The sequence below is a fragment of the Burkholderia sp. AU6039 genome, from assembly GCF_002223365.1.
In the GTDB taxonomy this organism is placed as follows: Bacteria; Pseudomonadota; Gammaproteobacteria; order Burkholderiales; family Burkholderiaceae; genus Burkholderia.
The window spans coordinates 977,394-999,114 of the sequence record NZ_NKFK01000003.1; the positions used below are offsets into that span (position 1 = coordinate 977,394).

At 71.1% G+C, this 21,721-nt stretch carries 17 protein-coding genes; 11 read left to right on the forward strand and 6 right to left on the reverse strand.

The features are described from left to right. Nucleotides 1-22: 22 nt before the first annotated feature. Nucleotides 23-1,045, reverse strand: a complete 1,023-nt coding sequence (locus CFB39_RS07255) for a sensor domain-containing diguanylate cyclase (RefSeq protein WP_089472587.1) — start codon at nt 1,043-1,045, stop codon at nt 23-25. A gap of 479 nt (nt 1,046-1,524) precedes the next feature. On the opposite strand from CFB39_RS07255, the gene bcsB reads away from it, so the two are divergent. Genes bcsB through CFB39_RS07300 form a run of 9 tightly spaced genes read left to right on the forward strand, consistent with a single transcriptional unit; the run spans nt 1,525 to nt 16,191 of the window. Beyond that, entirely contained in the window at nt 1,525-3,834 is a 2,310-nt protein-coding gene (gene bcsB, locus CFB39_RS07260) for a cellulose biosynthesis cyclic di-GMP-binding regulatory protein BcsB (protein WP_089472588.1), read from the forward strand. Nucleotides 3,835-3,837: 3 nt separating this feature from the next. Next, complete coding sequence (gene bcsZ, locus CFB39_RS07265; RefSeq protein WP_089472589.1) at nt 3,838-5,058, forward strand: cellulose synthase complex periplasmic endoglucanase BcsZ; 1,221 nt, start codon at nt 3,838-3,840, stop codon at nt 5,056-5,058. Further along, nucleotides 5,043-8,924 (forward strand): cellulose synthase subunit BcsC-related outer membrane protein, encoded by a 3,882-nt coding sequence (locus tag CFB39_RS07270; protein ID WP_089472590.1) that lies wholly within the window; start codon nt 5,043-5,045, stop codon nt 8,922-8,924. The genes bcsZ and CFB39_RS07270 overlap by 16 nt, the downstream gene beginning before the upstream one ends. 17 nt (nt 8,925-8,941) lie before the next feature. Further along, on the forward strand, nt 8,942-10,906 hold the full coding sequence (gene bcsE / locus CFB39_RS07275; protein WP_089472591.1) for a cellulose biosynthesis protein BcsE: 1,965 nt from the start codon (nt 8,942-8,944) through the stop codon (nt 10,904-10,906). Further along, the gene (locus CFB39_RS07280) at nt 10,903-11,121 is read left to right on the forward strand and encodes a hypothetical protein (protein ID WP_089472592.1); all 219 of its coding nucleotides are present in this window, start codon (nt 10,903-10,905) and stop codon (nt 11,119-11,121) included. Before bcsE ends, CFB39_RS07280 begins: the two co-directional genes overlap by 4 nt. Next, nucleotides 11,118-11,894, forward strand: coding sequence for a cellulose biosynthesis protein BcsQ (gene bcsQ, locus CFB39_RS07285; protein ID WP_089472593.1), 777 nt, complete (start codon nt 11,118-11,120; stop codon nt 11,892-11,894). Before CFB39_RS07280 ends, bcsQ begins: the two co-directional genes overlap by 4 nt. Next, a complete protein-coding gene (gene bcsA / locus CFB39_RS07290; protein ID WP_089473240.1) occupies nt 11,891-14,428 on the forward strand; it encodes a UDP-forming cellulose synthase catalytic subunit in 2,538 nt (845 codons plus the stop codon). The genes bcsQ and bcsA overlap by 4 nt, the downstream gene beginning before the upstream one ends. A gap of 27 nt (nt 14,429-14,455) precedes the next feature. Continuing rightward, nucleotides 14,456-16,012, forward strand: a complete 1,557-nt coding sequence (bcsG, locus tag CFB39_RS07295) for a cellulose biosynthesis protein BcsG (RefSeq protein ID WP_089472594.1) — start codon at nt 14,456-14,458, stop codon at nt 16,010-16,012. Then, nucleotides 15,994-16,191, forward strand: a complete 198-nt coding sequence (locus CFB39_RS07300; protein WP_089425132.1) for a hypothetical protein — start codon at nt 15,994-15,996, stop codon at nt 16,189-16,191. The genes bcsG and CFB39_RS07300 overlap by 19 nt, the downstream gene beginning before the upstream one ends. A gap of 77 nt (nt 16,192-16,268) precedes the next feature. Here CFB39_RS07300 and CFB39_RS07305 read toward each other — a convergent pair whose 3' ends face one another. Genes CFB39_RS07305 through CFB39_RS07320 form a run of 4 tightly spaced genes read right to left on the reverse strand, consistent with a single transcriptional unit; the run spans nt 16,269 to nt 19,490 of the window. Next, nucleotides 16,269-17,153 (reverse strand): pirin family protein, encoded by an 885-nt coding sequence (locus CFB39_RS07305; protein WP_089472595.1) that lies wholly within the window; start codon nt 17,151-17,153, stop codon nt 16,269-16,271. A gap of 31 nt (nt 17,154-17,184) precedes the next feature. Then, nucleotides 17,185-17,577 (reverse strand): OsmC family protein, encoded by a 393-nt coding sequence (locus tag CFB39_RS07310; protein WP_089472596.1) that lies wholly within the window; start codon nt 17,575-17,577, stop codon nt 17,185-17,187. Between the two features lie 46 nt (nt 17,578-17,623). Then, the gene (locus CFB39_RS07315) at nt 17,624-19,204 is read right to left on the reverse strand and encodes a sodium:proton antiporter (RefSeq protein ID WP_089472597.1); all 1,581 of its coding nucleotides are present in this window, start codon (nt 19,202-19,204) and stop codon (nt 17,624-17,626) included. 25 nt (nt 19,205-19,229) lie between these two features. Next, the gene (locus CFB39_RS07320; protein ID WP_089473241.1) at nt 19,230-19,490 is read right to left on the reverse strand and encodes a XapX domain-containing protein; all 261 of its coding nucleotides are present in this window, start codon (nt 19,488-19,490) and stop codon (nt 19,230-19,232) included. Nucleotides 19,491-19,763: 273 nt separating this feature from the next. Between CFB39_RS07320 and CFB39_RS07325 the strand changes: the two genes are divergently transcribed. Further along, a complete protein-coding gene (locus tag CFB39_RS07325) occupies nt 19,764-20,450 on the forward strand; it encodes a hydrolase (protein WP_069247732.1) in 687 nt (228 codons plus the stop codon). Nucleotides 20,451-20,516: 66 nt separating this feature from the next. Here the strand turns inward: CFB39_RS07325 and CFB39_RS07330 are convergent, their stop codons facing one another. Continuing rightward, nucleotides 20,517-21,440, reverse strand: a complete 924-nt coding sequence (locus CFB39_RS07330) for a LysR family transcriptional regulator (protein WP_089472598.1) — start codon at nt 21,438-21,440, stop codon at nt 20,517-20,519. Between the two features lie 98 nt (nt 21,441-21,538). Between CFB39_RS07330 and CFB39_RS07335 the strand changes: the two genes are divergently transcribed. Then, entirely contained in the window at nt 21,539-21,706 is a 168-nt protein-coding gene (locus tag CFB39_RS07335) for a DUF1427 family protein (protein ID WP_059557006.1), read from the forward strand. The last annotated feature ends 15 nt before the right edge of the window (nt 21,707-21,721 follow it).

Consider the following 21,721-nt stretch of genomic DNA (forward strand, 5'->3'; position numbering starts at 1 on the left):
GCCGCCGGCTGGTCGAGCCGCGTTACGCGTGAGCGACCCGCTGCGACCGCGTGCGTTTCACTTCATACATCGCCTGGTCCGCATGCTCGATCAGCGCGTTCATGTCGGTGCCGTCGTCGGGCAGCAGCGCGATCCCGACGCTGACGCCGAGCCGCATCGGGCGCCCCTCGAATTCGAACGGTTCACTGACCTGGCGCGCGAGCCGCGTGCTTTGCGCATGCGCATCGTCGCGATTGCCGATGTTCGGCAGGATCACCGCGAATTCGTCGCCGCCGATGCGCGCGACCGTGTCCGAGCGCCGCACCGCCCCCTGCATCCGCGTGGCGATCTCGCGCAGCGCCGCGTCGCCCGCGCGATGGCCGAACCCGTCGTTGATCGGCTTCAGCCCGTCCATGTCGATGTTGAGGATGCCGAGCCGGCCGTTCGCGCGCAGCGTCGTGTGCATCGACTGCCGCAGGCGGTCGTAGAACAGCGCGCGGTTGGGCAGGCCGGTGAGCGCGTCGTGTGTCGCGCGCAGGTACAGTTCGTTCGCCTCGTTGCGCGCCGCATGGAACATCGCGGCGGCGATCAGGTCGGCCGTCAGCCGCAGCGTGCCCGCGTCGGCCTGCGAAAAGCCGTCGACTTCCGGCGACATCACCTTCAGCACGCCGACGGTCGTGTCGGCATGGGTGAGCGGCATCACGAGCATCGAGCGCAGGCCGACCCGCCGGCAGGCGTCGCGGTCGACGCGCGGGTCGGTTTCCGAATCGATGCAGTGCAGCAACGCGCCTTGCTGCACGCACAGGCCCGACAGGCTGCCCGAGCGCCGCAACCGCAGGCCGAGCATCCCGGCGGCCGTGCCCGACGCGGCGCGGTACACCATGTCGTCGCCCTCGGCGAATTCGACCGCGGCGGCGCTCGCGCCGGTGAGCTGCGGCACCTGCTCGGCCACGTAGGCCATCACGCTGCCGAGATCGAGGCCGAGCTTCGCGATCTCGGTCTGCACGGTGATGATGCGCAGCAGCGTATCGGGGGACGGGGTGGCAGTGTCGACGATTTGATTCAAGTCAGTTTTCCGTGAAAGAAAGCACGTCCGGCAGCGCGGATTGCGGTAGCATACGCGCCGCCTCGCGGCCGCGTGTTCAGCCGGGGTGGTCTGCAACGGACCGCCGCCGGCCAGCCGATCCGCGCCGGCAGTATGCCGTTCGGCCTGCCGGGCGACAACGGCGCAATTCTTACCATTCATCCCTCTCGCGCAGCATTTCCGACCGGATTGAGGTTTTTTCGCTTCAATGTCGCGAATCGTGGTGAGTTTTGTCCTGTTTTTGAGATAGTGTGACGAATGGGCGTGTGCCGGTGCCAGGCGCGCGTAGCACGATGCCGCGCGATTAAAGAAATCGCCGCATCGTTTCGATAAATGAATCAGGTCAGTTGGATACATATGAGGGAAGCAGTGGGGATGTTCACTCACGGGCATAGCTGCTTTGCGGGCATCGATTTCGATGCGACGGACGACCGGATGATCCTGATGAAACGGAGTGCCGCATGAAGCCGGCCGTGTCGCTGCTCGTCCTCTCGGCCGCGATGGCCGGCGCTTTTCATGCCGCCGCGCTGTCGGCCGCGCCGATGCCGGCCGTGCCAGTTGCGGCCGCGCCCGCCGCTGCGCCGGCGCCGGTGCTGGCGGCCGCGCCCGCGGCGGCCAGCGCGAGCCCAGCCGCGCTGCCGGCGACGACGGTGCGCCTGCCGTTCGCGTCGCTCGGCGCGTTCGATCCGCTGCGCCTGCGCGGCGCCGACGACGCACGCACGATCAATGCGGGCGTGCGGCTCGACCGCGTGGTCACCGGCGCGCGGCTGCGCCTGACCTACGCGTATTCGCCGTCGCTGGTGTTCCCGATGTCGCACCTGAAGGTGTCGGTGAACGGCGAGGTCATCGCGACCGTCCCGTTCGACGCCGCGCAGGCGGGCCGCACGGTCACGCAAGAGATCCCGATCGATCCGCGCTACTTCTCGGATTTCAACCAGATCGGCCTGCGCCTGATCGCGCACTACACGCTCGACCATTGCGAGGATCCGTCGAACTCGGCGCTGTGGGCCGACGTGAGCCCGAAGAGCGAGCTGATCCTCGACGAATCGCCGGTCCGCCTGCCGAACGATCTCGCGCTGCTGCCCGCGCCGTTCTTCGACCGGCGCGACAACGGCCGCGTGCGGCTGCCGTTCGTGCTGCCGGCGTCGCCCGATTCGGCGACGCTGCGCAGCGCGGGCGTGCTCGCGTCGTGGTTCGGCGCGCTGGCCGACTACCGGCATGCGCGCTTCCCGGTGTCGACCGGGCTGCCGGCCGACGACCAGGCGGTGGTGATCGGCACGGCCGCGACGCTGCCGGCCGGCCTCGCGCTGCCGTCGATCAACGGCCCGCTGCTCGCGGTGGCCGACAACCCGGCCGCGCCGGGGCGCAAGCTGCTCGTCGTCACGGGCCGCACGGCGGCCGAGGTCGACGATGCGGTCGCGACGCTCGTGCTGGGCCGCGCGGCGCTGTCGGGGCCGTCGGCAACGGTCGCGCACGTCGATCTCGGCGCGCCGCGCAAACCGTACGACGCGCCGCGCTGGCTGCCGGTGAACCGGCCGATCACGTTCCGCGAGCTCGTGTCCGATACGCGCGAGCTGGAAGTGCGCGGCACGTCGCCCGACGCCATTCGCCTGAACCTGCGCGTGCCGTCCGACCTGCATTCGTGGAACGGCGCGGGCGTGCCGATCACGCTGCGCTACCGCTACACGGCGCCGACGGTGCAGGACAACTCGACGCTTGCCGTCGAGATCAACGACCAGCTCGTGAAGTCGTACCGGCTCGGGCCGGCCCATGCCGAGGACGCGCACGGCCGCATGCAGCTGCCGTTGCTGTCGGTGCCGGAAGGACGCGTGACGAGCGACGTCGACATCCCGGCGTTCCGGGTCGGCAGCGGCAACCAGCTGCAGTTCCGCTTCACGCTCGACTCGCAGAAGACGGGCCTGTGCTCGAGCACGGCGACCGAGCCGCAGCGTGCGGCGATCGATCCCGATTCGACGATCGACTTCTCGCACTTCGTCCATTACGCACAGTTGCCGAACCTCGCGTTCTTCGCGAACAGCGGCTTCCCGTTCACGCGCTTCGCCGACCTGTCGCAGACGGCCGTCGTGATGCCCGACCGGCCGTCGCCGCAGGAGCTCGAGGCCTACCTGACGATGCTCGGCCACATGGGCGAATGGACCGGCTTCCCGGCGCTGCGCGTGCAGGTCGCGCGGCCCGGCGACGTCGCCGCGCTGTCGGGCAGCAAGGATCTCCTCGTGATCGACGGCTCGCCCGCGTCGCCGCTGCTCGCGCACTGGCGCTCGGCGCTGCCGCTCGTGATCGGCGAGCAGGGCAGCGCGGGCGGCGAGGGCGCCGCGCGCATCGCCTTCTCGGTGAAGGAGCGCTGGCGCAACGGCGTCGGCCTGACCGAAGGCGGCGCGCACATCGAGCAGACGGGCTCGCTCGCGGCGCTTGCCGGGTTCGAGCTGCCGGGCAGCCGGGGGCGCAGCGTCGTCGCGCTGACGGCGACCGACCAGCCGCGCCTCGGCGATCTGCTCAACGTGTTCGAGAACGCCGGGCTCGTGTCGCAGCTGCAGGGCGACCTGGCGCTGGTGCGGCCGGGGCAGGTCGACAGCCTGCGCGTCGGCGAGCCTTACGTGGTCGGGTTCGTGCCGTGGTATGCGCGGGTGTGGACGCAGGCGGCGCGGCATCCGGTCGTGCTGGGTGCGGTCGGCGTCGTGGCGGGGCTGCTGCTCGCGCTCGGCGTGTTCAGCGTGCTGCAGAGAATCGCCGCGCGTCGACGGGGGATGTAACGGATGGCGCGGGCAATGGCGAAGCGACGGGCAACGCGGCCGGCGCGGCGCGTCGGCGCGGCCCTCGCGCTGGCGGTGGCGATGACGTGCGCGGCGGCCGGCATGGCCACGCGCGCGCAGGCCGCGGGAGCCGCTGCGGCCGACGCGGGCTGCAGTGCGTCGTGGCCGCGCTGGGACGCGTTCAAGCGCGATTTCATCTCGGCCGACGGCCGCGTGATCGACGTCGGCTCGGCCGATTCACGCACGGTATCGGAGGGGCAGGCGTATGGACTTTTCTTCGCGCTGGTCGCGAACGACCGGCGCATGTTCGACACGATCCTCGCATGGACCGAGAACAATCTCGCGCAGGGCGACCTGAGCGCGCACCTGCCCGCGTGGCTGTGGGGCCGCGCGCCCGACGGCGCGTGGCGCGTGCTCGACGCGAACGCGGCGTCGGACGCCGACCTGTGGATCGCGTATGCGCTCGTCGAGGCCGGGCGGCTGTGGCACGAACGCAGCTACACGGCGCGCGGCGCGCTGCTCGCGAAGCGCGTGCTCGACGTCGAGACGGCGACCGTGCCGGGCCTCGGCCTCACGCTGCTGCCCGGGCCGACGGGGTTCAAGCTCGCCGACGGCCAGTGGCGCGTGAACCCGAGCTATTCGCCGCCGCAGGTGATCCGTGCGCTCGGCGCGCGCCTGCCCGACGACAAGCGCTGGGCCGCGCTCGTCTCCAGCACCGGGCGCGTGCTGCTCGACACCGCACCGAAAGGCTTCTCGCCCGACTGGGCGCTGTATCGCGCGGGCACGGGTTTCGGGCCCGATCGCGACACGCATGCGGAGAGCGCGTACAACGCGATCCGCGTGTATCTGTGGGCCGGCATGCTCGACCGCGCCGATCCGCTCGCCGCGCCGATGCTCGCGCGTTTTGCGCCGTTCGCCGACCATATCGCCGCGCATGGCGCGCCGCCGGAGAAGGTCGACACGACGACCGGCGTCGCCGGGCCGAACGACGGCAACGGCGGCTTCTCGGCGGCGGCCGTGCCGTTCCTCGACGCGCGCGGCCAGCGCGCGCTGGCCGATGCCCAGGCGGCGCGTGTCGATACGCTCGCGCGCCAGTCGCCGCCCGGTTACTACACGAGCGTGCTGACGCTGTTCGGGCTCGGCTGGCGCGACGGGCGCTACCGGTTCGGCGCGGACGGCACGCTCGACACCCGCTGGGGAGGCCGCTCGTGCGCCGCCCGCTGAAGCGCGCCGCGCCGCACGTCGCGGGATTCGCGTGGCTCGCGTCGTCGGTGTGCGCGGCGGCGCCGGGCACCGCCGCGCACGCGCCGCTGGCGAACCCCGCAGCGCCGGCGACTGCCGCGTCCGTCGATGCGCAGCGTCTGCTCGACACCGCGCGGATGTGGGGCGTCAAGCATCGCGACGACCTCGCGCGCGACGCGCTGCGCAAGGGGCTGCTGATCGCGCCGGGCGATCCCGAGCTGCTGGCCGAACAAGTGCGCGTGCTGTTGCGGCTCGGCGATGCGAAAGGCGCGCAGGCGTCGCTCGCACGCTTGCAGGCGCAGTCGCCGAACGCGCCCGCCACGCGGCGGGTGGCTGACGAATACCGCGTCGCGACGAGCGGGCGCGGCGAGATGGCACAGATCCGCCTGCTCGCGCGCAGCGGCCGCGCGGACGAAGCGGCCCGGCGGATCGTCGCGCTGTTTCCGAACGGCGCGCCGTCGGGTGCGCTCGGCGCCGAGTATTACCAGATCGTGTCGAATGCGCCGGGCGGACGCGAGCCGGCGATCGCCGCGCTGCGCCGCGCGGTCGCGGCCGATCCGCAGGACACGAGCGCGACGATGGCGCTCGCGCGGCTCCTGAACCAGCGTGCCGACACGCGGCCGGAGGCGAACCGGATCGCCTGGGCGCTCGCGAAGCGCGCCGACGCCGACCATACGGAGGCGATGGCGCTGTGGCGGCGCGTGCTGCAGTCGGCCGGCAGCGATCCCGCGTATCTCGATGCACTGCATGCGTATCTCGTGCTCGTGCCGGACGATACCGAATTCGTCGACCGCGTCGCGGAACTGGATCGCCAGCGCGACGCGCAGCGCCAGCTCGAACGCAATCCCGACTACATCGCGCAGCAGCGCGGCCTGCAGGCGCTCGCGCGCGGTGACCTGGCCGGCGCCGATCCGCTGCTCACGCGTGCCGCGCGGGCGCGGGCGGACGACGCCGACGCGGTCGGCGGGCTCGGCCTGCTGCGCCTGCGCGAAGGGCGGCACGACGAAGCGCGCACGTTGTTCGCGCGTGCCGCGACGCTGTCGACCGACCAGCGCGGCAAATGGCAGGGCCTCGCACGCACCGCGCAGTTCTGGGGGCTGCTCGCGCAAGGCCGCGCGGCGGCCGCGGCAGGCCGTCCGCAGGACGAGGAGCGTGCCGCACGGGCGGCACTCGCGATGCAGCCGGACAGCCCGGACGCGAAGCTGCAGCTTGCCGACGCGTTGCTCGCGCAGCGCGACTGGACGCGCGCGGAGCCGTTGCTGCGCGAGTTGCTCGCCGCTCGTTCGCCGGACCTCGCGGCCGTGCGCGGCACGGCCACGCTGTACGAGAACACCGGCCGCGCGGACCAGATCGGCCCGCTGCTCGATGCGCTGCAAGGCCGCGTGACGGGCCGCGACGATCGACGCGCGCTCGACGGCCTGCGTGCCGACCTGCTCGCGGACCAGGCGCGCGCGCTGGCGGACAAGGGCGAACGCGGGCCCGCCGCGCAGCGTTACGAGGCGGCCGTGCGCGCGGCGCCCGACGCGCCGTGGACGCGCTTCGCGCTCGCGCGCCTCTATCGCGACATGGGGCTGCCGCAGCTCGGCCGCACGGTGATGGACGACGGGCTGGCGCAGAGCGCGACGCCCGAGATGCGCTACGCGACCGCGCTGTACCGCAATTCGCTCGACGACGTCGCGGGCGCGCAGGCCGCGCTGGCCCCGGTCGACGATGCGCAGCGTTCGGACGGGATGCGGGCGCTTGCGCGCAAGCTCGATGCCGAAAGCGCGCTGGCCGACGCGCGCGGCGCGTACACACGCGGCGATCGCGCGGCCTTCGCCGCCACGCTCGCGCATGCGCAGGCCAGCGCGCCGGACGATCCCGACATGCTCGCCGCGATCGGCGCGCAATGGATCGACGCGGGCGAACCCGACCGCGGGCTCGCACCGTTGCACGACTGGATCGCCGCACACCCGCGCGACGCCGACGCGGACGTGCGGCTGCGCTACGGCGACCTGCTCGGCAGCGCGGGGCGCGACGACGCGCTCGCCGCGTGGCTCGACACGCTGCGCCGGGAACCGTCGCTGACGCCCGCACAGACGGCGAGGATCGAGGACCAGTCGCTGCGGCTCGTGCTGCGGCAGACGGACGACGCGATCGCGCAGCAGGATTACGCGCAGGCGCGCAAGCGGCTCGATCGCGCGAGCCCGGCCGGCCGCGCGGACAAGCGTTATGCGCTCGAACTGGCCGATCTCGAACGCGCGCAAGGGCATTACGATCCGGCGCGCGCCGCGCTTGCGCCGGTCGTCGCGCGCACGCCGGACGATGCGGATACGCAGCTCGCGCTGGCCCGCATCGACGAGGACAGCGGCAATCGGGCCGCGGCGCTTGCGCGCGTGCAGGCGGTGCTGGCCCGCACGCCGGACGACGACGTCGACACGCAACTGTCGGCCGTGCGTCGCCTGAATGCGCTGCGCCGTCCGGACGAAGCCGGGCAGGTGACCGACCGGCTGCATGCCGCGTATCCGTCGCGCCCGGACGTGACGGTCGCGGCCGGCCGCGTGGCCGAGGCGCAGGGGCGCTATGACGATGCGGCGTCGCTGTACCGGTTGTCGCAGTCGCAGGAGCGCACGACAGGCGTGAGCCCGGGCCGTGACGGGCTGACGCCTGCGCAGGCCGCGTTCGCGGATCTCCAGCAGCGGCGCAATCCCGAGATCGAAACCGGCTGGACGCCCGCCTACAAGTCGGGCGACGAAGGCATCTCGTCGTATCGCGCGCAGCAGGTGCCGATCTACATGCAGATGCCGATCCGCTACGACGGGCACGTGTTCGCGCAGATCGACACCGTGCATCTCGACCCGGGCACGCTCGACACGAGCAATCCGAACGCGTATTCGCTCACCACGTTCGGCAGCTACGCGGATCTCAAGGCAAAGAACGCGCTGACCCCCGCATCGATCGCGAATCCGCCGGGCTCGCTGCACCAGACGGCCACGGGCGTCGCGCTCGGCGCCGGCTACCTGACGGACGCATGGCGCTTCGATTTCGGCACGTCGCCGCTCGGTTTCCCCGTGCATTACCTGGTCGGCGGCGTGCGCTATCGCTTCGACGCCGGCCCGGCCAGTTTCTCGGTGAATGCGTCGCGGCGGCCGGAAACGAGCAGCGTGCTGTCGTACTCGGGGATGCGCGACCCGTGGACGGGCGCGGTCTGGGGCGGCGTGCGCCGCGACGGCGTGACCGTGCGCGCGTCGGTCGACGTCGGCCGCACGAACCTGTTCGCGGAACTCGGCGCGGGCGTGCTGTCCGGCCGCAACGTCGAACGCAACGCGGAAGTCACGCTGCGCACCGGCTTCACGGTACCCGTGTACGAGCGCGCGACGATGAAGGTCAGCACCGGGCTCGTCGGCAACGCATGGCACTACGCGGAGAACCTGCGCTACTACACGTACGGGCAGGGCGGCTACTACAGCCCGCAACGCTACCTGTCGCTCGGCGTGCCGATCGAATGGGCGGGGCGGCACGATGCGCTGTCGTGGGATCTGACCGTCACGGGCGGGATCTCGAACAGCTACGAGAAGGATTCGCTGTATTACCCGATGTCGTCGGACCAGCGGGCCGCGCAGGTGGCGGCCGGGTTCGTGTACACGGGCAGCTCGACGCGCGGCGTGTCGTTCTCGTACGGGATCAACGGGATCGTCGAGTACCGCGTGAACCCGCACCTGAGCGTCGGCGCGCAGCTGAAGGTCGACCGGTCGCACGACTACGCGCCGAGTTCGGCGCTCGTGTACCTGCGCTATGCGTTCGACGCGCGCGCGCAACGCAGCTGGCTCGTCACGCCGACGCCGGTGCGGCTTTATTCGGATTACTAGGTTACTAGGGGAACGCCGTGAACACGGAACTCGATGCCACCCGTCCCGCGCTCGGCGCCACCCGCCTGCTGGGCCGCCTACGTGCGCTGCTGGGCGCGCCGGCCGGCGGCCGTATCGGCACGGTGAGCCGGCTCGCGATCGACGGCTTGCCCGATACGTGGACGCAACTGGAAGCCGGCGGCCTGTACGCGATCTATGCGGCCGGCGGCACGCCGGCCTGCGATGCGCTCGTGTGGGAGAGCGCGCGACAGGCGCGCACGCGCGACGTGACGGTCGTGCTCGCGCGCGACGCGGCGCACGTTGCCGACCAGATGCAGGCACGCGGCTTTGCAGGCGGCGCGCAGCCGGCCGGCTGGCCGCGCAACCTGAACGTGCTGGCGATGCCGCCCGCGGCCGAGCCGGCCAACGGTGACAACCCCGGCGCCGGCGCAACCGCGGACGCCCCGCGCCGCGCGGCGCCGGGCCCGTTCGCACGACTGACCGGCGGCCTGCGAGCGCTGAAGCGCTACGGCTTTCGCGCGCGCTCGCTGTATTTCGTCGAGGGCGCGCAGCGCTGGTTCAGCTGGGACGACCCGATCGCGCTCGCCGACGAGGCGCACGCACTCGCCGACTGGTGCCGCACGCGCCGGATCGCGCTGGTGCTGCTGCTCGATCCCGAGGCGACCCGTGCGGGCGGCGCGGCGCGCACCGACGATGCGCCGCTCGTGCGCGATGCGGATCGCACGCCGCGCAGCGGTTTCCACGGTATCTGCTCGGGCGTCGCGCAGTTGCAGCGCACGCACGGCGAGCTGCTGTGGGTCGTCGATTTCTGGCGGGCGGGCGACACGCTCGCGGCCGGCGAAGTGCGGCCGCTGCGCTTTGCGCCGGGCGGCCGGCTGTCGGCGAACGTCGACGGCGGCGCGACCGAGCCCGCGCGCCGGATGAAGCTCGCGAGCGACGAGGATCGCGTGGTCGTCAGCCGCGCGGTGCTCGAAGGCACGAACCGCGTGCCGGATGGCTGGGAGATCGTCGAGGACAACGCGGCCGTCGTCGCCGCCTGCGCGCATGCGCAGGCCGCGACCGCGGTGCTCGTGTTCCGCTCGCATGCGCAGCTCGAAGCACTCTGCGCGGACGTGCACGCATTGCGCCGGCAGTGCGGCGGTGCGCTGAAGATCGCGGTCGTCGAGCGCGGCGAAGTGCTGCGCCAGCAGTTCGAGATGCTCGTGCTGAGCGTCGGCGCGAGCCGCGTCGTCGCGCGTGACCTGCCGGTCTCGCGGATGCAGGCCGCCGTGCACGCGTTGCGCGGCCAGCTCTATGCGCGGCCCGTCGCGGCCGACTATCGTGCGGCGCTCGCGGCCGCGCTCGGCGATTCCGTGCTCGGCTACCTGCCGGTCGGCGCGTTCTGCCTGCGGATTCGCGCGGTGCTCGATCGCGGCGCCGTGCTCGCGCTGCCGCACACGCTCGCGAAGATCGCGCTGCTGCCGGGCGTGTCGCACGTCGACGCGCTGCGGTGTTGCCGGCCGCGCCGCGCGGGCGACGTCGTGACGGCCGATGCCGCGCACCTGTACGTGTTCCTGTTCGCGTGCGAGCCGGCCGATGCGGAGGACGCGCTCGCGCGCATCTTCGACGTGCCGGTCGACACGCTGTCCGACCGCGTCGTGTGCCTCGGCCACGGCAGCATCGACACCGAGCTCAATGCGCTGAAGGCGGAGAACCGGCGCGCGCCGATCGCCGACTACAGCGACCTGTTCGCGGCCACGCAGCCGGCGGGCGCGACGCGCCAACCGTCGGTGCGCACCGACCTCGGCGCGGCGGTGCCCGACGCGGGCGAAGTGAGCGGCGCGATCGACGCGATCGATACGATCGTCGCGCTCGAGGCGATCGGTGCGACACCGGCGGCCGCGGCTGTCGATGCATCGGCGCCGGAACCCGTCATTCCCGCCGCGCGCAAGCGCAGCGCCGTCCGCAGCGCGATGCCGCTGCGCAAGGAGGGAGTCGCATGATTGCCGAAATCGTCATCGGTTTCATCGTCGGCATCGTGATCGCGGTGCCGGTGTGGATCGTCGCACAGCACCTCGGCATCGGCCGCGGTTTTCATGCGCCGCGCGGCATCGACCGGCGCGACGCGGTGCCCTGCGAACTCGTGCCGGTCGCGCTGCGCGGACGGTTGCTGCCCGATGCGGCGCGCGGCGAGCGTAGCGGCGAGGCGGCCCGATGAAGACGATCGCCATTGCGTCGACGACGGGCGGCGCGGGCCGCACGACGCTTACGGCCGCGCTCGCGGTGCTGCTCGCGCGTCGCGGCCGGCCGGTCGTCGCGGTCGAATTCGATGCACAGAACCTGATGGGCGCGACGCTCGGCCTCGACTCGCTGGCCGAGCATGGCCTCGCGCAGAGCCTGCTCGGCGGCGAGCCGTGGCATGCCCATACGTGGCGCAACGCCGACGGCGTGCTGTTCGTCCCGTACGGGCAGGTCGACGCGGCCGGCGCCGCCGCGTGCGATGCGCGGCTCGCGGCCGATCCCGCGTGGCTCGCGCGCGCGCTCGACGAGATTGCGCTGCCGGCCGACGGCGTCGTGCTGATCGACACCGCGCGCTATCCGTCGACGCAGGCCGAACAGGCGATTCGCCGCGCGGACCTCACGCTCGTCGTCGTGCCGCCCGAGCCGACCGCGTGCGCGACGACGGCCGCGCGGCTCGGCGCGCTGCGGGCCGGCGGCGGCGAACTGCAGATCGTCGTGAACCGGCTGAATCCGGCGCGCGACATGCAGCGCGACGCGCTCGGCATGCTGCGCGCGGTCGCGGGGCCGGCGTCGATGCTCGAGCAGCGCATCCACGTCGATGCGGCCGTGCCCGAGGCGCTCGCGCGCGGCAGCTGGATCTTCGACGACGCGCCGTATTCGCAGGCGTCGCACGACCTGAACGGCGTCGCGAACTGGGTCGATGCGTGGCTGGCGGCAGGCGCCGCCGGTCGCCGCGGAGCGGCGCGATGAACGCGGGCTTCGCGCTGCGCCTGCGTGCGCTCGGCCGTCGTGCGGCCGACTGGCTCGCACGCGGCATCGGGTTGCCGGCGCAACGCACGCTGGTCGACTGGATCGTGCGGCTGTTCTTCCACGCGCCGCCGCCGGGCCGGCCCGATCACGTGCGCCGCTGGGTGCGCGTCGCGTCGCTGCGGCTGGCGCAGGAGTGGGGCGTGCTGCAGCCGCTCAGCCCGCGCGAATGGCTGTGGCGCGCGATCGTGCGGGCGCCGCGCTCGGCGGAAGGCCGGCCCGCGCGCGATCCGCTCGCGTGGTTCGACCGGTATGTCGTGCCCGTCTACGTGGCCGGGCGCGCGGTCGGCCGGCGCATCGACGCGCTGCTCGCGCGCCTGCCGTGGGTGCGCTGGGGCGGCTGGCTCGATGCGCGCGCGAACGGTGTCGGCCGGCACCGCTGGCTCGCGCCGCTGCTGCTGGTGGCCGGCGCGCTGCTGTGGGCCGCGGCCGGGATGTCGCCGCTGATGCCGGGCGCGCAGTTCGCGTTCTTCGCGATCGTCGCGGTGCTGGCGCTCGCGCTGCGCCGCCTGCCGGGCCATCTGCCGACGCTCGCGCTCGCGTCGCTCGCCCTGCTCGCGACGGTGCGCTACATGTGGTGGCGCACCACGCAGACGCTCGATTTCCGCAGCCCGGTCGAGGCCGTCGCCGGTTATCTGCTGTACGGCGCGGAAGCCTACACGTGGATGATCCTGCTGCTCGGCTTCGTGCAGACCGCCTGGCCGCTCGACCGGCCGATCGTGCCGCTGCCCGACGATCCCGACACCTGGCCGACCGTCGACATCTACATCCCGACCTACAACGAGCCGCTGTCGGTCGTGAAGCCGACGGTCTTTGCCGCGCAGAGCATCGACTGGCCGACGGCCAAGCTGCGCGTGTATCTGCTCGACGACGGCAAGCGCCCCGAATTCGAGGCGTTCGCGCGCGAGGCCGGCATCGACTACGTGACGCGCGACGACAACCGCCACGCGAAGGCCGGCAACATCAACCGCGCGCTGCCGAAGACGCACGGCGAATACATCGCGATCTTCGACTGCGATCACGTGCCGACGCGCTCGTTCCTGCAGACGACGATGGGGGTGTTCCTGCGCGACCCGAAGTGCGCGCTCGTGCAGACGCCGCACCATTTCTTCTCGCCCGATCCGTTCGAGCGCAACCTCGGCACGTTCCGCGAGATCCCGAACGAAGGCAACCTGTTCTACGGCCTCGTGCAGTCGGGCAACGACCTGTGGAACGCGACGTTCTTCTGCGGCTCGTGCGCGGTGCTCAAGCGCAGCGCGCTGGAAGAGGTGGGCGGCGTCGCGGTCGAGACCGTGACCGAGGATGCGCACACGGCGCTCAAGCTGCACCGGCGCGGCTACACGTCGGCGTATCTGCCGACCGTGCAGGCGGCCGGCCTCGCGACCGAAAGCCTCGCGGGCCACGTGAAGCAGCGCACGCGCTGGGCGCGCGGGATGGCGCAGATCTTCCGCATCGACAACCCGTTCCTCGGGCGCGGGCTCGGCCTCATCCAGCGGATCTGCTACGGCAACGCGATGCTGCACTTCTTCTACGGGATTCCGCGGCTGGTGTTCCTGACGATCCCGCTCGCGTACCTGTTCTTCCACCTGTACTTCATCAACGCGTCGGCGCTCGCGCTCGCGAGCTACGTGATCCCGTATCTCGTGCTCGCGAACGTCGCGAACTCGCGGATGCAGGGGCGCTACCGCCATTCGTTCTGGGCCGAGGTCTACGAATCGGTACTTGCGTGGTACATCGCGCTGCCGACCACCGTCGCGTTCTTCAGCCCGAAGCACGGCAAGTTCAACGTGACCGACAAGGGCGGCAAGATCGACGAAGGCTACGTCGACTGGTCGACGTCGAAGCCGTATCTGGTGCTGTTCGGGATGAACGTGCTCGCGATCCTCGCCGGCCTGTGGCGGCTCGTGGCCGACCAGGGCGACGAGGCGTCGACGATCCTGATCACGCTCGGCTGGACCGTGTACAACCTCGCGATGCTCGGCGCGGCGCTGGCCGTGGCGCGCGAGACCAAGCAGGTGCGCGTCACGCACCGGATCGCGATGCGCGTGCCGGCCATGCTGCTGCTCGCCGACGGCTCGACCGCCGCGTGCTTCACGAGCGACTACTCGACCGGCGGCCTCGGCCTCGAAGCGGTGCCGGGGCTCTCGCTCGCCGTCGGCGACACGCTGACGGTGTGCGTGACGCGCGGCGACCGGCCGTTCCCGTTCCCGGTGCGCGTGAGCCGCGTGACGCCGACCCATGTCGGCGTGAGCTTCGACGAACTCACGCTCGAACAGGAGCGCCAGCTCGTGCAATGCACGTTCGGCCGCGCGGATGCGTGGCTCGACTGGCACGAAGGCCAGCGGGTCGACACGCCGCTGGGCGGGCTGAAGGAAGTGTTGCGGATCGGCCTGGACGGCAACGTACGGATGTGGAAGGGTGCGGCGCGCGGCCTGCTGGCCATGCTGGCGCCGAAACTCGATCGGGCGCGCGACTGACGCGGCGCTCATCATGGAGTGGGTTAGATGACGTTCTGGAATCTGTATTTCATCCTGAAGTTCGCGCTGTTCGCGACCGGGCACCTGCAGCCGTTCTGGCTCGCGAACCTCGCGTTCGCGGTGGCGCTCGCGGCGAGCGCGCCGATCCGGCGGCGCGCGTGGCGCATCGTCCGGCAGGTCGTGGCGATCGCGATCGCGGTGCCGCTGCTCGCGCGCGAGATGCATGCGCCGCCGCTCGCGCGGCTCGCCGAAGCCGCGCGCGAAGTGAGCACGTTCCGCCTCGAGTACTGGATGGAGCTGCTGCCGCGCCTGCTGCCGCCGGTGCTGCTGCTGACGGTGGCCGGTGCGCTGATCGTCTACTTCATCGTCAATCGCTGGCTGCGCGTCGCGACGTTCGTGCTGGCCGTGCTGGTCGTGATGCCGCTGTGGCAGGCCGGCAGCGGGTTGATGGCGCGCGTCGTCGCACCGCTTCCGCAGCAGGCGAGCGCCACGGGCACGACGCTCGCCGGCCAGCCGGAGGATCACAACGCCGCGCTCGCGACGTTCCGCACGCAGGAATCGCAGCGGCAGGTCGCGTTCGGCCATCTCGGCAACGATCCATCCACACAGTTCGACGTGATCGTGCTGCACATCTGCTCGCTGTCGTGGGACGACCTCGATGCCGCGAAGGTGCGCAACCACCCGATGCTGAGTCACTTCGACTACCTGTTCAATAACTTCAGCACGGCCGCGAGCTACAGCGGCCCGGCCGCGATCCGCGTGCTGCGCGCGAGCTGCGGGCAGGAAGCGCACGCCGATCTGTACAAGCCGGCGCCGCAGCAGTGCTACCTGTTCTCGCAGCTGGCGAGCGCGGGCTACAAGGTGCAGTCGCTGCTGAACCACGACGGCCACTTCGACAACTTCCTGCAGGTGATCCACGACAACATCGGCGTGCCCGACGCGCCGCCGGTGTCGAACGCGGCCGCGCCGGTCGCGATGCACGCGTTCGACGGCTCGGAGATCAAGAGCGACTACGCGACGCTCGCGAACTGGTACGCGCAGCGCGCGTCGGTGCCGGGCCCGGTCGCGCTGTACTACAACACGATCAGCCTGCACGACGGCAACCGCGTCGTCGGCAGCGCGCTGACGAGCATCGACTCGTATCCGCAGCGCGTGACGAAGCTGATGGACGACTTCGATCACCTTGCCGACCTGATCGCGCAATCGGGCCGCCGCGCGGTGATCGTGTTCGTGCCGGAGCACGGCGCCGCGCTGCGCGGCGACAAGTACCAGGTCGCGGGCCTGCGCGAGATCCCGACGCCGCGCATCGTGCACGGGCCGGTCGGCGTGCGGCTCGTCGGCTTTACCGGCAACCACGGCGCGACGACCGTGATCGACCAGCCGACCAGCTTCCTCGCGCTCGCGCAACTGCTGTCGAACCTCGTGTCGAACAGCCCGTTCAAGCCGGGCACGACGCTCGCGCAGTACGCGGCCGACCTGCCGCGCACGCGGATGGTGGGCGAGAACGAGGGCACGGTGACGATGCAGACGGCCGCGGGCTACGCGGTGAAAACTCCGGATGGCGTATGGATCGACGAACAGTAATGCTCCCCGCCGACAGCGACGATGATCGCCTGTCGCAACCGAACGACGTGCTCGGCCTCGCGCGGCACCTGCCCGCGCTCGATCCCGAGCGTTACGTCGACGAGCAGGCGCGCCGCGCGTTCATCGAGTCGCTCGACCGTTGGCCGACGCTCGCGAAGCTGATGGGATTGAAGCGGTAAACGCACGACGGCCGGCATGGGAGCCGGCCGTTGCGTGGCTTGCCCGCGGGCGAACCCGCTGGCTGTGCGTTGTGACCTTACTGCGCCTTGCGTTCCGGCTGGCGCGTCCACTCGTGTTCTTCGCCCGGCACCTTGCCGAAGGTCTGATCGGCCCACGCCGCACGGGCCGCATCGATCTTCGCGCGCGCGCTCGACACGAAATTCCATTCGATGAACCGCTCGCCCGGCAGATGGGCGCCGCCGAGCAGCATCACGCGGGCGCCGTTCGTGCTGGCGAGCGTCACGGTCGCGCCCGGCTCCAGCACGGCCATCGTCGCGGCGGCGAGCGGCGTGCCGTCGATCGAGAGATCGCCGTCGACGAGGTACACGCCGCGCTCCTCATGTTCGGCATCGAGCGCCAGCGTGCCGCCTGCCGCGAATTCCGCAACCGCATAGAGCGTGGGCGAGAACACGGCGACCGGCGACGTGAGCCCGAACGCGGTGCCCGCGATCACGCGCACGCTCGCACCGTCGCGCGTGAACGACGGCAGCGTGTCGGCCGCATGATGGACGAACGCGGGCGCGGTGTCTTCATGCTCGACCGGCAGCGCGACCCAGGTCTGGATCCCGTGGACCGGCTGATCGCGCGGCCGGTCTTCGTCGGGCGAGCGCTCCGAATGCACGATGCCGCGGCCGGCGGTCATCCAGTTCACGTCGCCCGGCACGATCTTCTGCCGGAAGCCGAGGCTGTCGTGATGCATCAGCGAACCGTCGAACAGGTAGGTGACGGTCGCGAGGCCGATGTGCGGATGCGGCAGCACGTCGATGCCGCTGCCGGCCGGCAGCACGGCCGGCCCCATCTCGTCGAAGAAGATGAACGGGCCGACGAGGCGGGCGGCGCGCGCGGGCAGCACGCGGCGCACGACGAGGTTGCCGATGTCGCTTTCGCGCGGCGTGAGCAGGGTCTTGATCGAGGCGGACATGGTGGGGCTCTGGTAGTCGAGGCGGGGCGCGTCAGGCGATCGCCGTGTCGATGGTGATCGGATGCGTGAGGATCTTGTGCACCGGGCATGCGTTCGCGATCTGCAGCAGCCGTTCGCGCTGTTCGCCGGACAGGTCGCCTTCGAGCGTGATGCGGCGCACGATCGTGCTGCCCGCGCTGCACGATTCGTGCGCGAGCTTCACGTGCACTTCGGTGAGCGGCCAGCCCTTGCGCTGTGCGTACATTTTCAGCGTGATCGCGGTGCACGCGCCGAGGCTCGACAGCAGCAGCGTGACGGGCGCGGGCGCCGCATCGCCGCCGCCGAGCGACGCCGGTTCGTCGGCGCGCCACTGGTGGACGCCATCGCTGAAGTGGACGAGGTAATCGACGGAGCCGATGCTCGCTTCGACGGACAGTTCGCTCATTGCAGTTCCATGTGAAAAAAGGGGAGGCCGGCGGCCGGGCCGGGCGTCACGGTTCGAGCAGCCGCTGCAGCCGCAGTTCCTCGAAATCGAGTTCCGATTCGATCCGGTGCAGCGCGGCGTCGTCGACCTTGCCGTCGCGATGCAGGTCGAGCAGCGCGCGGCGCGACACGCCGACGAGGTCGAGTTCGACGCGCAGCATGCGCGCACGCACGTTGGCCGGCTCGGCACCCTGGCGATGCGCGCGTTCGTTGAAGGTGACGCGGTTCCGGTATTCGGCGAGCAGGCGGTCGAGCGACGGCCGCTCGAGGGTCGAGCCGCGCTGTTCGAGCGCGTCGAGTTCGGCGAGCGCCGCGCCGAACGCGTGTGCGCGCACCGCATGCTCGGACATCGTGTGCCGCGCGGCCGGGCGCAGCTTCAGCACGCGGATCAGCGGCGCGAGCGTGCCGCCCTGCACGACGAGCGTGGCGATGATCAGCAGGAACGTGCTGAACAGGATCAGGTCGCGGCCGGGGAAGTTGGCGGGCAACGCGATCGCGGCCGCGAGGCTCACGACGCCGCGCATGCCCGACCAGCCGAGCACGACGGCCTCGCGCCACGACCACGGTGCGTGGCCGGCGCGCGGCGTGCGCAGGCGGCCCGGCAGCCACATCGCGACGAACACCCATGCGATGCGCGCGGCGATCGCGGCGGCGGTGGCGGGCAGCGCGACGCGCAGGCCGGCCATCAGCACCGCGCCTTCGTGGTTCACGCGTGCGAGGATCGCGTGCAGCGCGAGGCCGATCAGGATGAACACGAGCGCGTCGAGCACGAACACGATCGCTTCCCAGGTCGCCTTCGCCTTGATCCGCATGTCGGCGTCGAACACGCGATGCTGGCGCACGCCGAGCACGAGCCCGCAGGTGACGACCGACAGCACGCCCGAGCCGTCGACGGCTTCCGCGATCCCGTAGCTGCCCCATGCCATCGCGAAGGTCACGACGATGCCGAGCATCGGGTCGCGCAGGCGCGGCAGCACCCAGCTCATCGCATGGCCGCACGCGAGGCCGACCGCGATGCCGATCAGCGTGAGCGAGAAGAGCAGGCCGGTGGCGCTCGCGGCCGTGATCGACACGGCGAGCGCGGCCGACACGGCCATCTGGTACAGCAGCAGGCCCGACGCATCGTTGACGAGGCTTTCGCCTTCGAGCACCGCGACGAGCCGCGCGGGCAGCGGGTGGCGCTGCAGGATCGCCTTCGCGGCGACCGCATCGGGCGGCGACACGATCGCGCCGAGCGTGAAGCAGGCGGCCCACGGCAGCGCCGGGTTCACCGCATGCACGGCGAGCGCGACCGCGACGGTCGTGAACACCACGGCCCCGAGCGCGAGCGACGCGATCGACGCCAGCTCCTGCCGGAATTCCTTCCACGCGGTGTAGAACCCGCTCGACATCAGCAGCGGCGGCAGCACGGCCGCGAGCAGCAGCGCCGGGTCCATGTCGGGCACGCGCTTGCCGGCGACCGCGACCACGCAGCCGCCGAGCAGCAGCACGACGGCCGGCGGAATCGAGATCCGTTCGGCGAGCCACGTGAGTGCGCCGGCACCGCAGATCAACAGCAGCAGGTAATGAAACAGTTCGACGTTGGTCATGCGTGGCCGGTGATGAACGATTGCGTCACGACGGCTTGCGATCGTTCGTGGTGCCGCCGGGCAGTGCGCCGAACATGTGCTGGCTGCACTTCGCGTCGCGCCATGCGGTGTTCAGCCGGTGGCCCGCGAGCATGCGTCGCGCGACCGGCAGGATCTGTTCGCCGGCCAGCATGCCGAGCAGGCCGGTGAGTGCGATGATCGGCGGCGCCGGCGAGTTCACGCCAAGCGCGCCGTAGATGACACCGGCGAGGATGCCGGCGAACAGCGACAGGAAATACGGTTTCATGGCGGGCCCGTGATGGCAGACGAATGGCGCGGTGCGCGCCGTCAAGATTTCGAAAGCGTATCGGGTTTGCGTGAAGAAAAAAAGGGCGGGCAGCCCCGAACAGGCATCGATCCGGGAATCGGTTCGATTCCGTTTCTCGGGTGTTCGCGCCGCGCGTTTGCGGCTTAAATATTTCGGCCCGGATGACGATCCGGCGCCGACATACCTCCGGCTCCTCCCGTTTCGACGGTCGAGGCAGGCCCCCCTTTTCTCGTTCACAGGACACCTTGCGCCATGAGCAATCCGAAACTTGAAGTACTGACGCCGCAGAACAGCCAGCTGATCTTCATCGACCAGCAGCCGCAAATGGCGTTCGGCGTGCAGTCGATCGATCGCCAGACGCTGAAGAACAACGTCGTCGGGCTCGCGAAGGCCGCCAAGGCGTTCAACGTGCCGACCACCATCACGACGGTCGAGACCGAGGCCTTCTCCGGCCATACCTTCCCCGAGCTGCTCGACGTGTTCCCGAACCAGAAGACGCTCGAACGCACGTCGATGAACTCGTGGGACGACCAGAAGGTGCGCGACGCGCTGGCCGCGAACGGCCGCAAGAAGGTGGTCGTGTCGGGCCTCTGGACGGAAGTCTGCAATACCACGTTCGCCCTGTGCGCGATGCTCGAAGGCGACTACGAGATCTACATGGTGGCCGACGCATCGGGCGGCACGTCGCAGGCCGCTCACGACTTCGCGATGCAGCGGATGGTGCAGGCCGGTGTCGTGCCCGTCACGTGGCAGCAGGTGCTGCTCGAATGGCAGCGCGACTGGGCGCGCCGCGACAGCTACGACGCGGTGATGGCGATCGCGAAGGAGCACTCGGGCGCGTACGGGATGGGCGTCGACTACGCGTACACGATGGTTCACAAGGCCGCGCAACGCACCGCCACGCCGCACGAGTCGCTCGCGGCGGTACCGGCGAAGTAACGGACACCGGCCGCGATCGTGGCAACGGCCGGCCGCGGCGATCCGCTGTCGCCGGCCGTCGCCCGCTCAGGCTGCTGGCAACGCCCACGGCGCGTGCGCGAAGTGTTCCGCGAGGAAGTCGAGCAGCACCGTCACGCGCGCGGCGCGCAGCATGCCGGGCGGCGTGACGAGGTTGACGTTGATGTCGGCGATCTTCCAGTCCGACATCACTTCCTCGAGCTCGCCGCGCTGCATCGCTTCCCACACCAGGAACTCGGGCTGAAGGGCGAGGCCATGACCGGCGATGAGCGCGGGGACGATCACGTCCGCGTTGTTGGTGCGAATGCGGCCGTGCACGGATACGCCGACCTCGTCGCCCGATGCCGGGTGGCGGAAGCGCCAGTGTTCGGGCGTCGGCAGGTTCGTGTAGGTGAGGCACACGTGCTGTTCGATGTCGCGCGGGTGCGCGGGGCGGCCGTGCCGGTCGAGGTACGCGGGCGACGCGACGAGCGGCCGGCGCACCGCGCACAGCCGGCGCGAGCGCAGCGACGAATCGCTGAGCTCGGCGATGCGGATCGCGACGTCGAAGCCGCCGGACACGATGTCGACGATGTGATCGGTGAGCACGAGGTCGACGTCGACGCGCGGATAGCGTTCGAGAAACGCGGGCAGCACCGGCGACAGGTGGCGCACCCCGAACGACATCGGCGCATTCACGCGCACGAGGCCGTGCGGTTCGAGCGCCTGCGCGGACGCCTCGCTCTCGATCAGTTCCGCATCGGCGAGCAGCCGGATCGCGCGGTCGCGCAGCAGTTCGCCGGTCGGCGTGAGCGACAGCTTGCGCGACGTGCGGTACAGCAGCATCGCGCCGAGGCGTTTTTCGAGGCGCGCGATGGCCTTCGACACCGTCGGCTGCGTGACGCCGAGCAGGTCGGCGGCTTTCGCGAACGAGCCCGTCTCCGCGACGCGCGCAAAGATGGCCCAGGCTTCGAGATCAGGAAGGTGTTGCATGGTCGGGATACATGGCAGGGAAGCGGAACGGATGCAGCGCACCGCGAAAGCGGGCGTGCGATGCAGGGGATTCTAATCCGGCCGGGAGAAAAATCGTTATGGAATCTTATCTACTTTCGTTGGGCGCCGGCGTGCTGATCGGCGTCGTGTACAGCGTGATCAAGGTGCGTTCGCCGGCCCCGCCGCTGATCGCGCTGGTCGGCCTGGGCGGCATGCTGATCGGCGCCCAGGCCATCGCGCCGGTCCGTCACTGGCTCGGCTTCTGACCGCATCGAGGACAT

Excerpts from the sequence above, each read along its gene's own strand:
- bcsB (WP_089472588.1), top strand. The coding sequence starts at position 1,525 with ATGAAGCCGGCCGTGTCGCTGCTCGTCCTCTCGGCCGCGATGGCCGGC.
- bcsZ (WP_089472589.1), top strand. The coding sequence starts at position 3,838 with ATGGCGCGGGCAATGGCGAAGCGACGGGCAACGCGGCCGGCGCGGCGC.
- CFB39_RS07280 (WP_089472592.1), top strand. The coding sequence starts at position 10,903 with ATGATTGCCGAAATCGTCATCGGTTTCATCGTCGGCATCGTGATCGCG.
- bcsQ (WP_089472593.1), top strand. The coding sequence starts at position 11,118 with ATGAAGACGATCGCCATTGCGTCGACGACGGGCGGCGCGGGCCGCACG.
- bcsA (WP_089473240.1), top strand. The coding sequence starts at position 11,891 with ATGAACGCGGGCTTCGCGCTGCGCCTGCGTGCGCTCGGCCGTCGTGCG.
- bcsG (WP_089472594.1), top strand. The coding sequence starts at position 14,456 with ATGACGTTCTGGAATCTGTATTTCATCCTGAAGTTCGCGCTGTTCGCG.
- CFB39_RS07300 (WP_089425132.1), top strand. The coding sequence starts at position 15,994 with ATGGATCGACGAACAGTAATGCTCCCCGCCGACAGCGACGATGATCGC.
- CFB39_RS07305 (WP_089472595.1), bottom strand. The coding sequence starts at position 17,153 with ATGTCCGCCTCGATCAAGACCCTGCTCACGCCGCGCGAAAGCGACATC.
- CFB39_RS07310 (WP_089472596.1), bottom strand. The coding sequence starts at position 17,577 with ATGAGCGAACTGTCCGTCGAAGCGAGCATCGGCTCCGTCGATTACCTC.
- CFB39_RS07315 (WP_089472597.1), bottom strand. The coding sequence starts at position 19,204 with ATGACCAACGTCGAACTGTTTCATTACCTGCTGCTGTTGATCTGCGGT.
- CFB39_RS07320 (WP_089473241.1), bottom strand. The coding sequence starts at position 19,490 with ATGAAACCGTATTTCCTGTCGCTGTTCGCCGGCATCCTCGCCGGTGTC.
- CFB39_RS07325 (WP_069247732.1), top strand. The coding sequence starts at position 19,764 with ATGAGCAATCCGAAACTTGAAGTACTGACGCCGCAGAACAGCCAGCTG.
- CFB39_RS07330 (WP_089472598.1), bottom strand. The coding sequence starts at position 21,440 with ATGCAACACCTTCCTGATCTCGAAGCCTGGGCCATCTTTGCGCGCGTC.
- CFB39_RS07335 (WP_059557006.1), top strand. The coding sequence starts at position 21,539 with ATGGAATCTTATCTACTTTCGTTGGGCGCCGGCGTGCTGATCGGCGTC.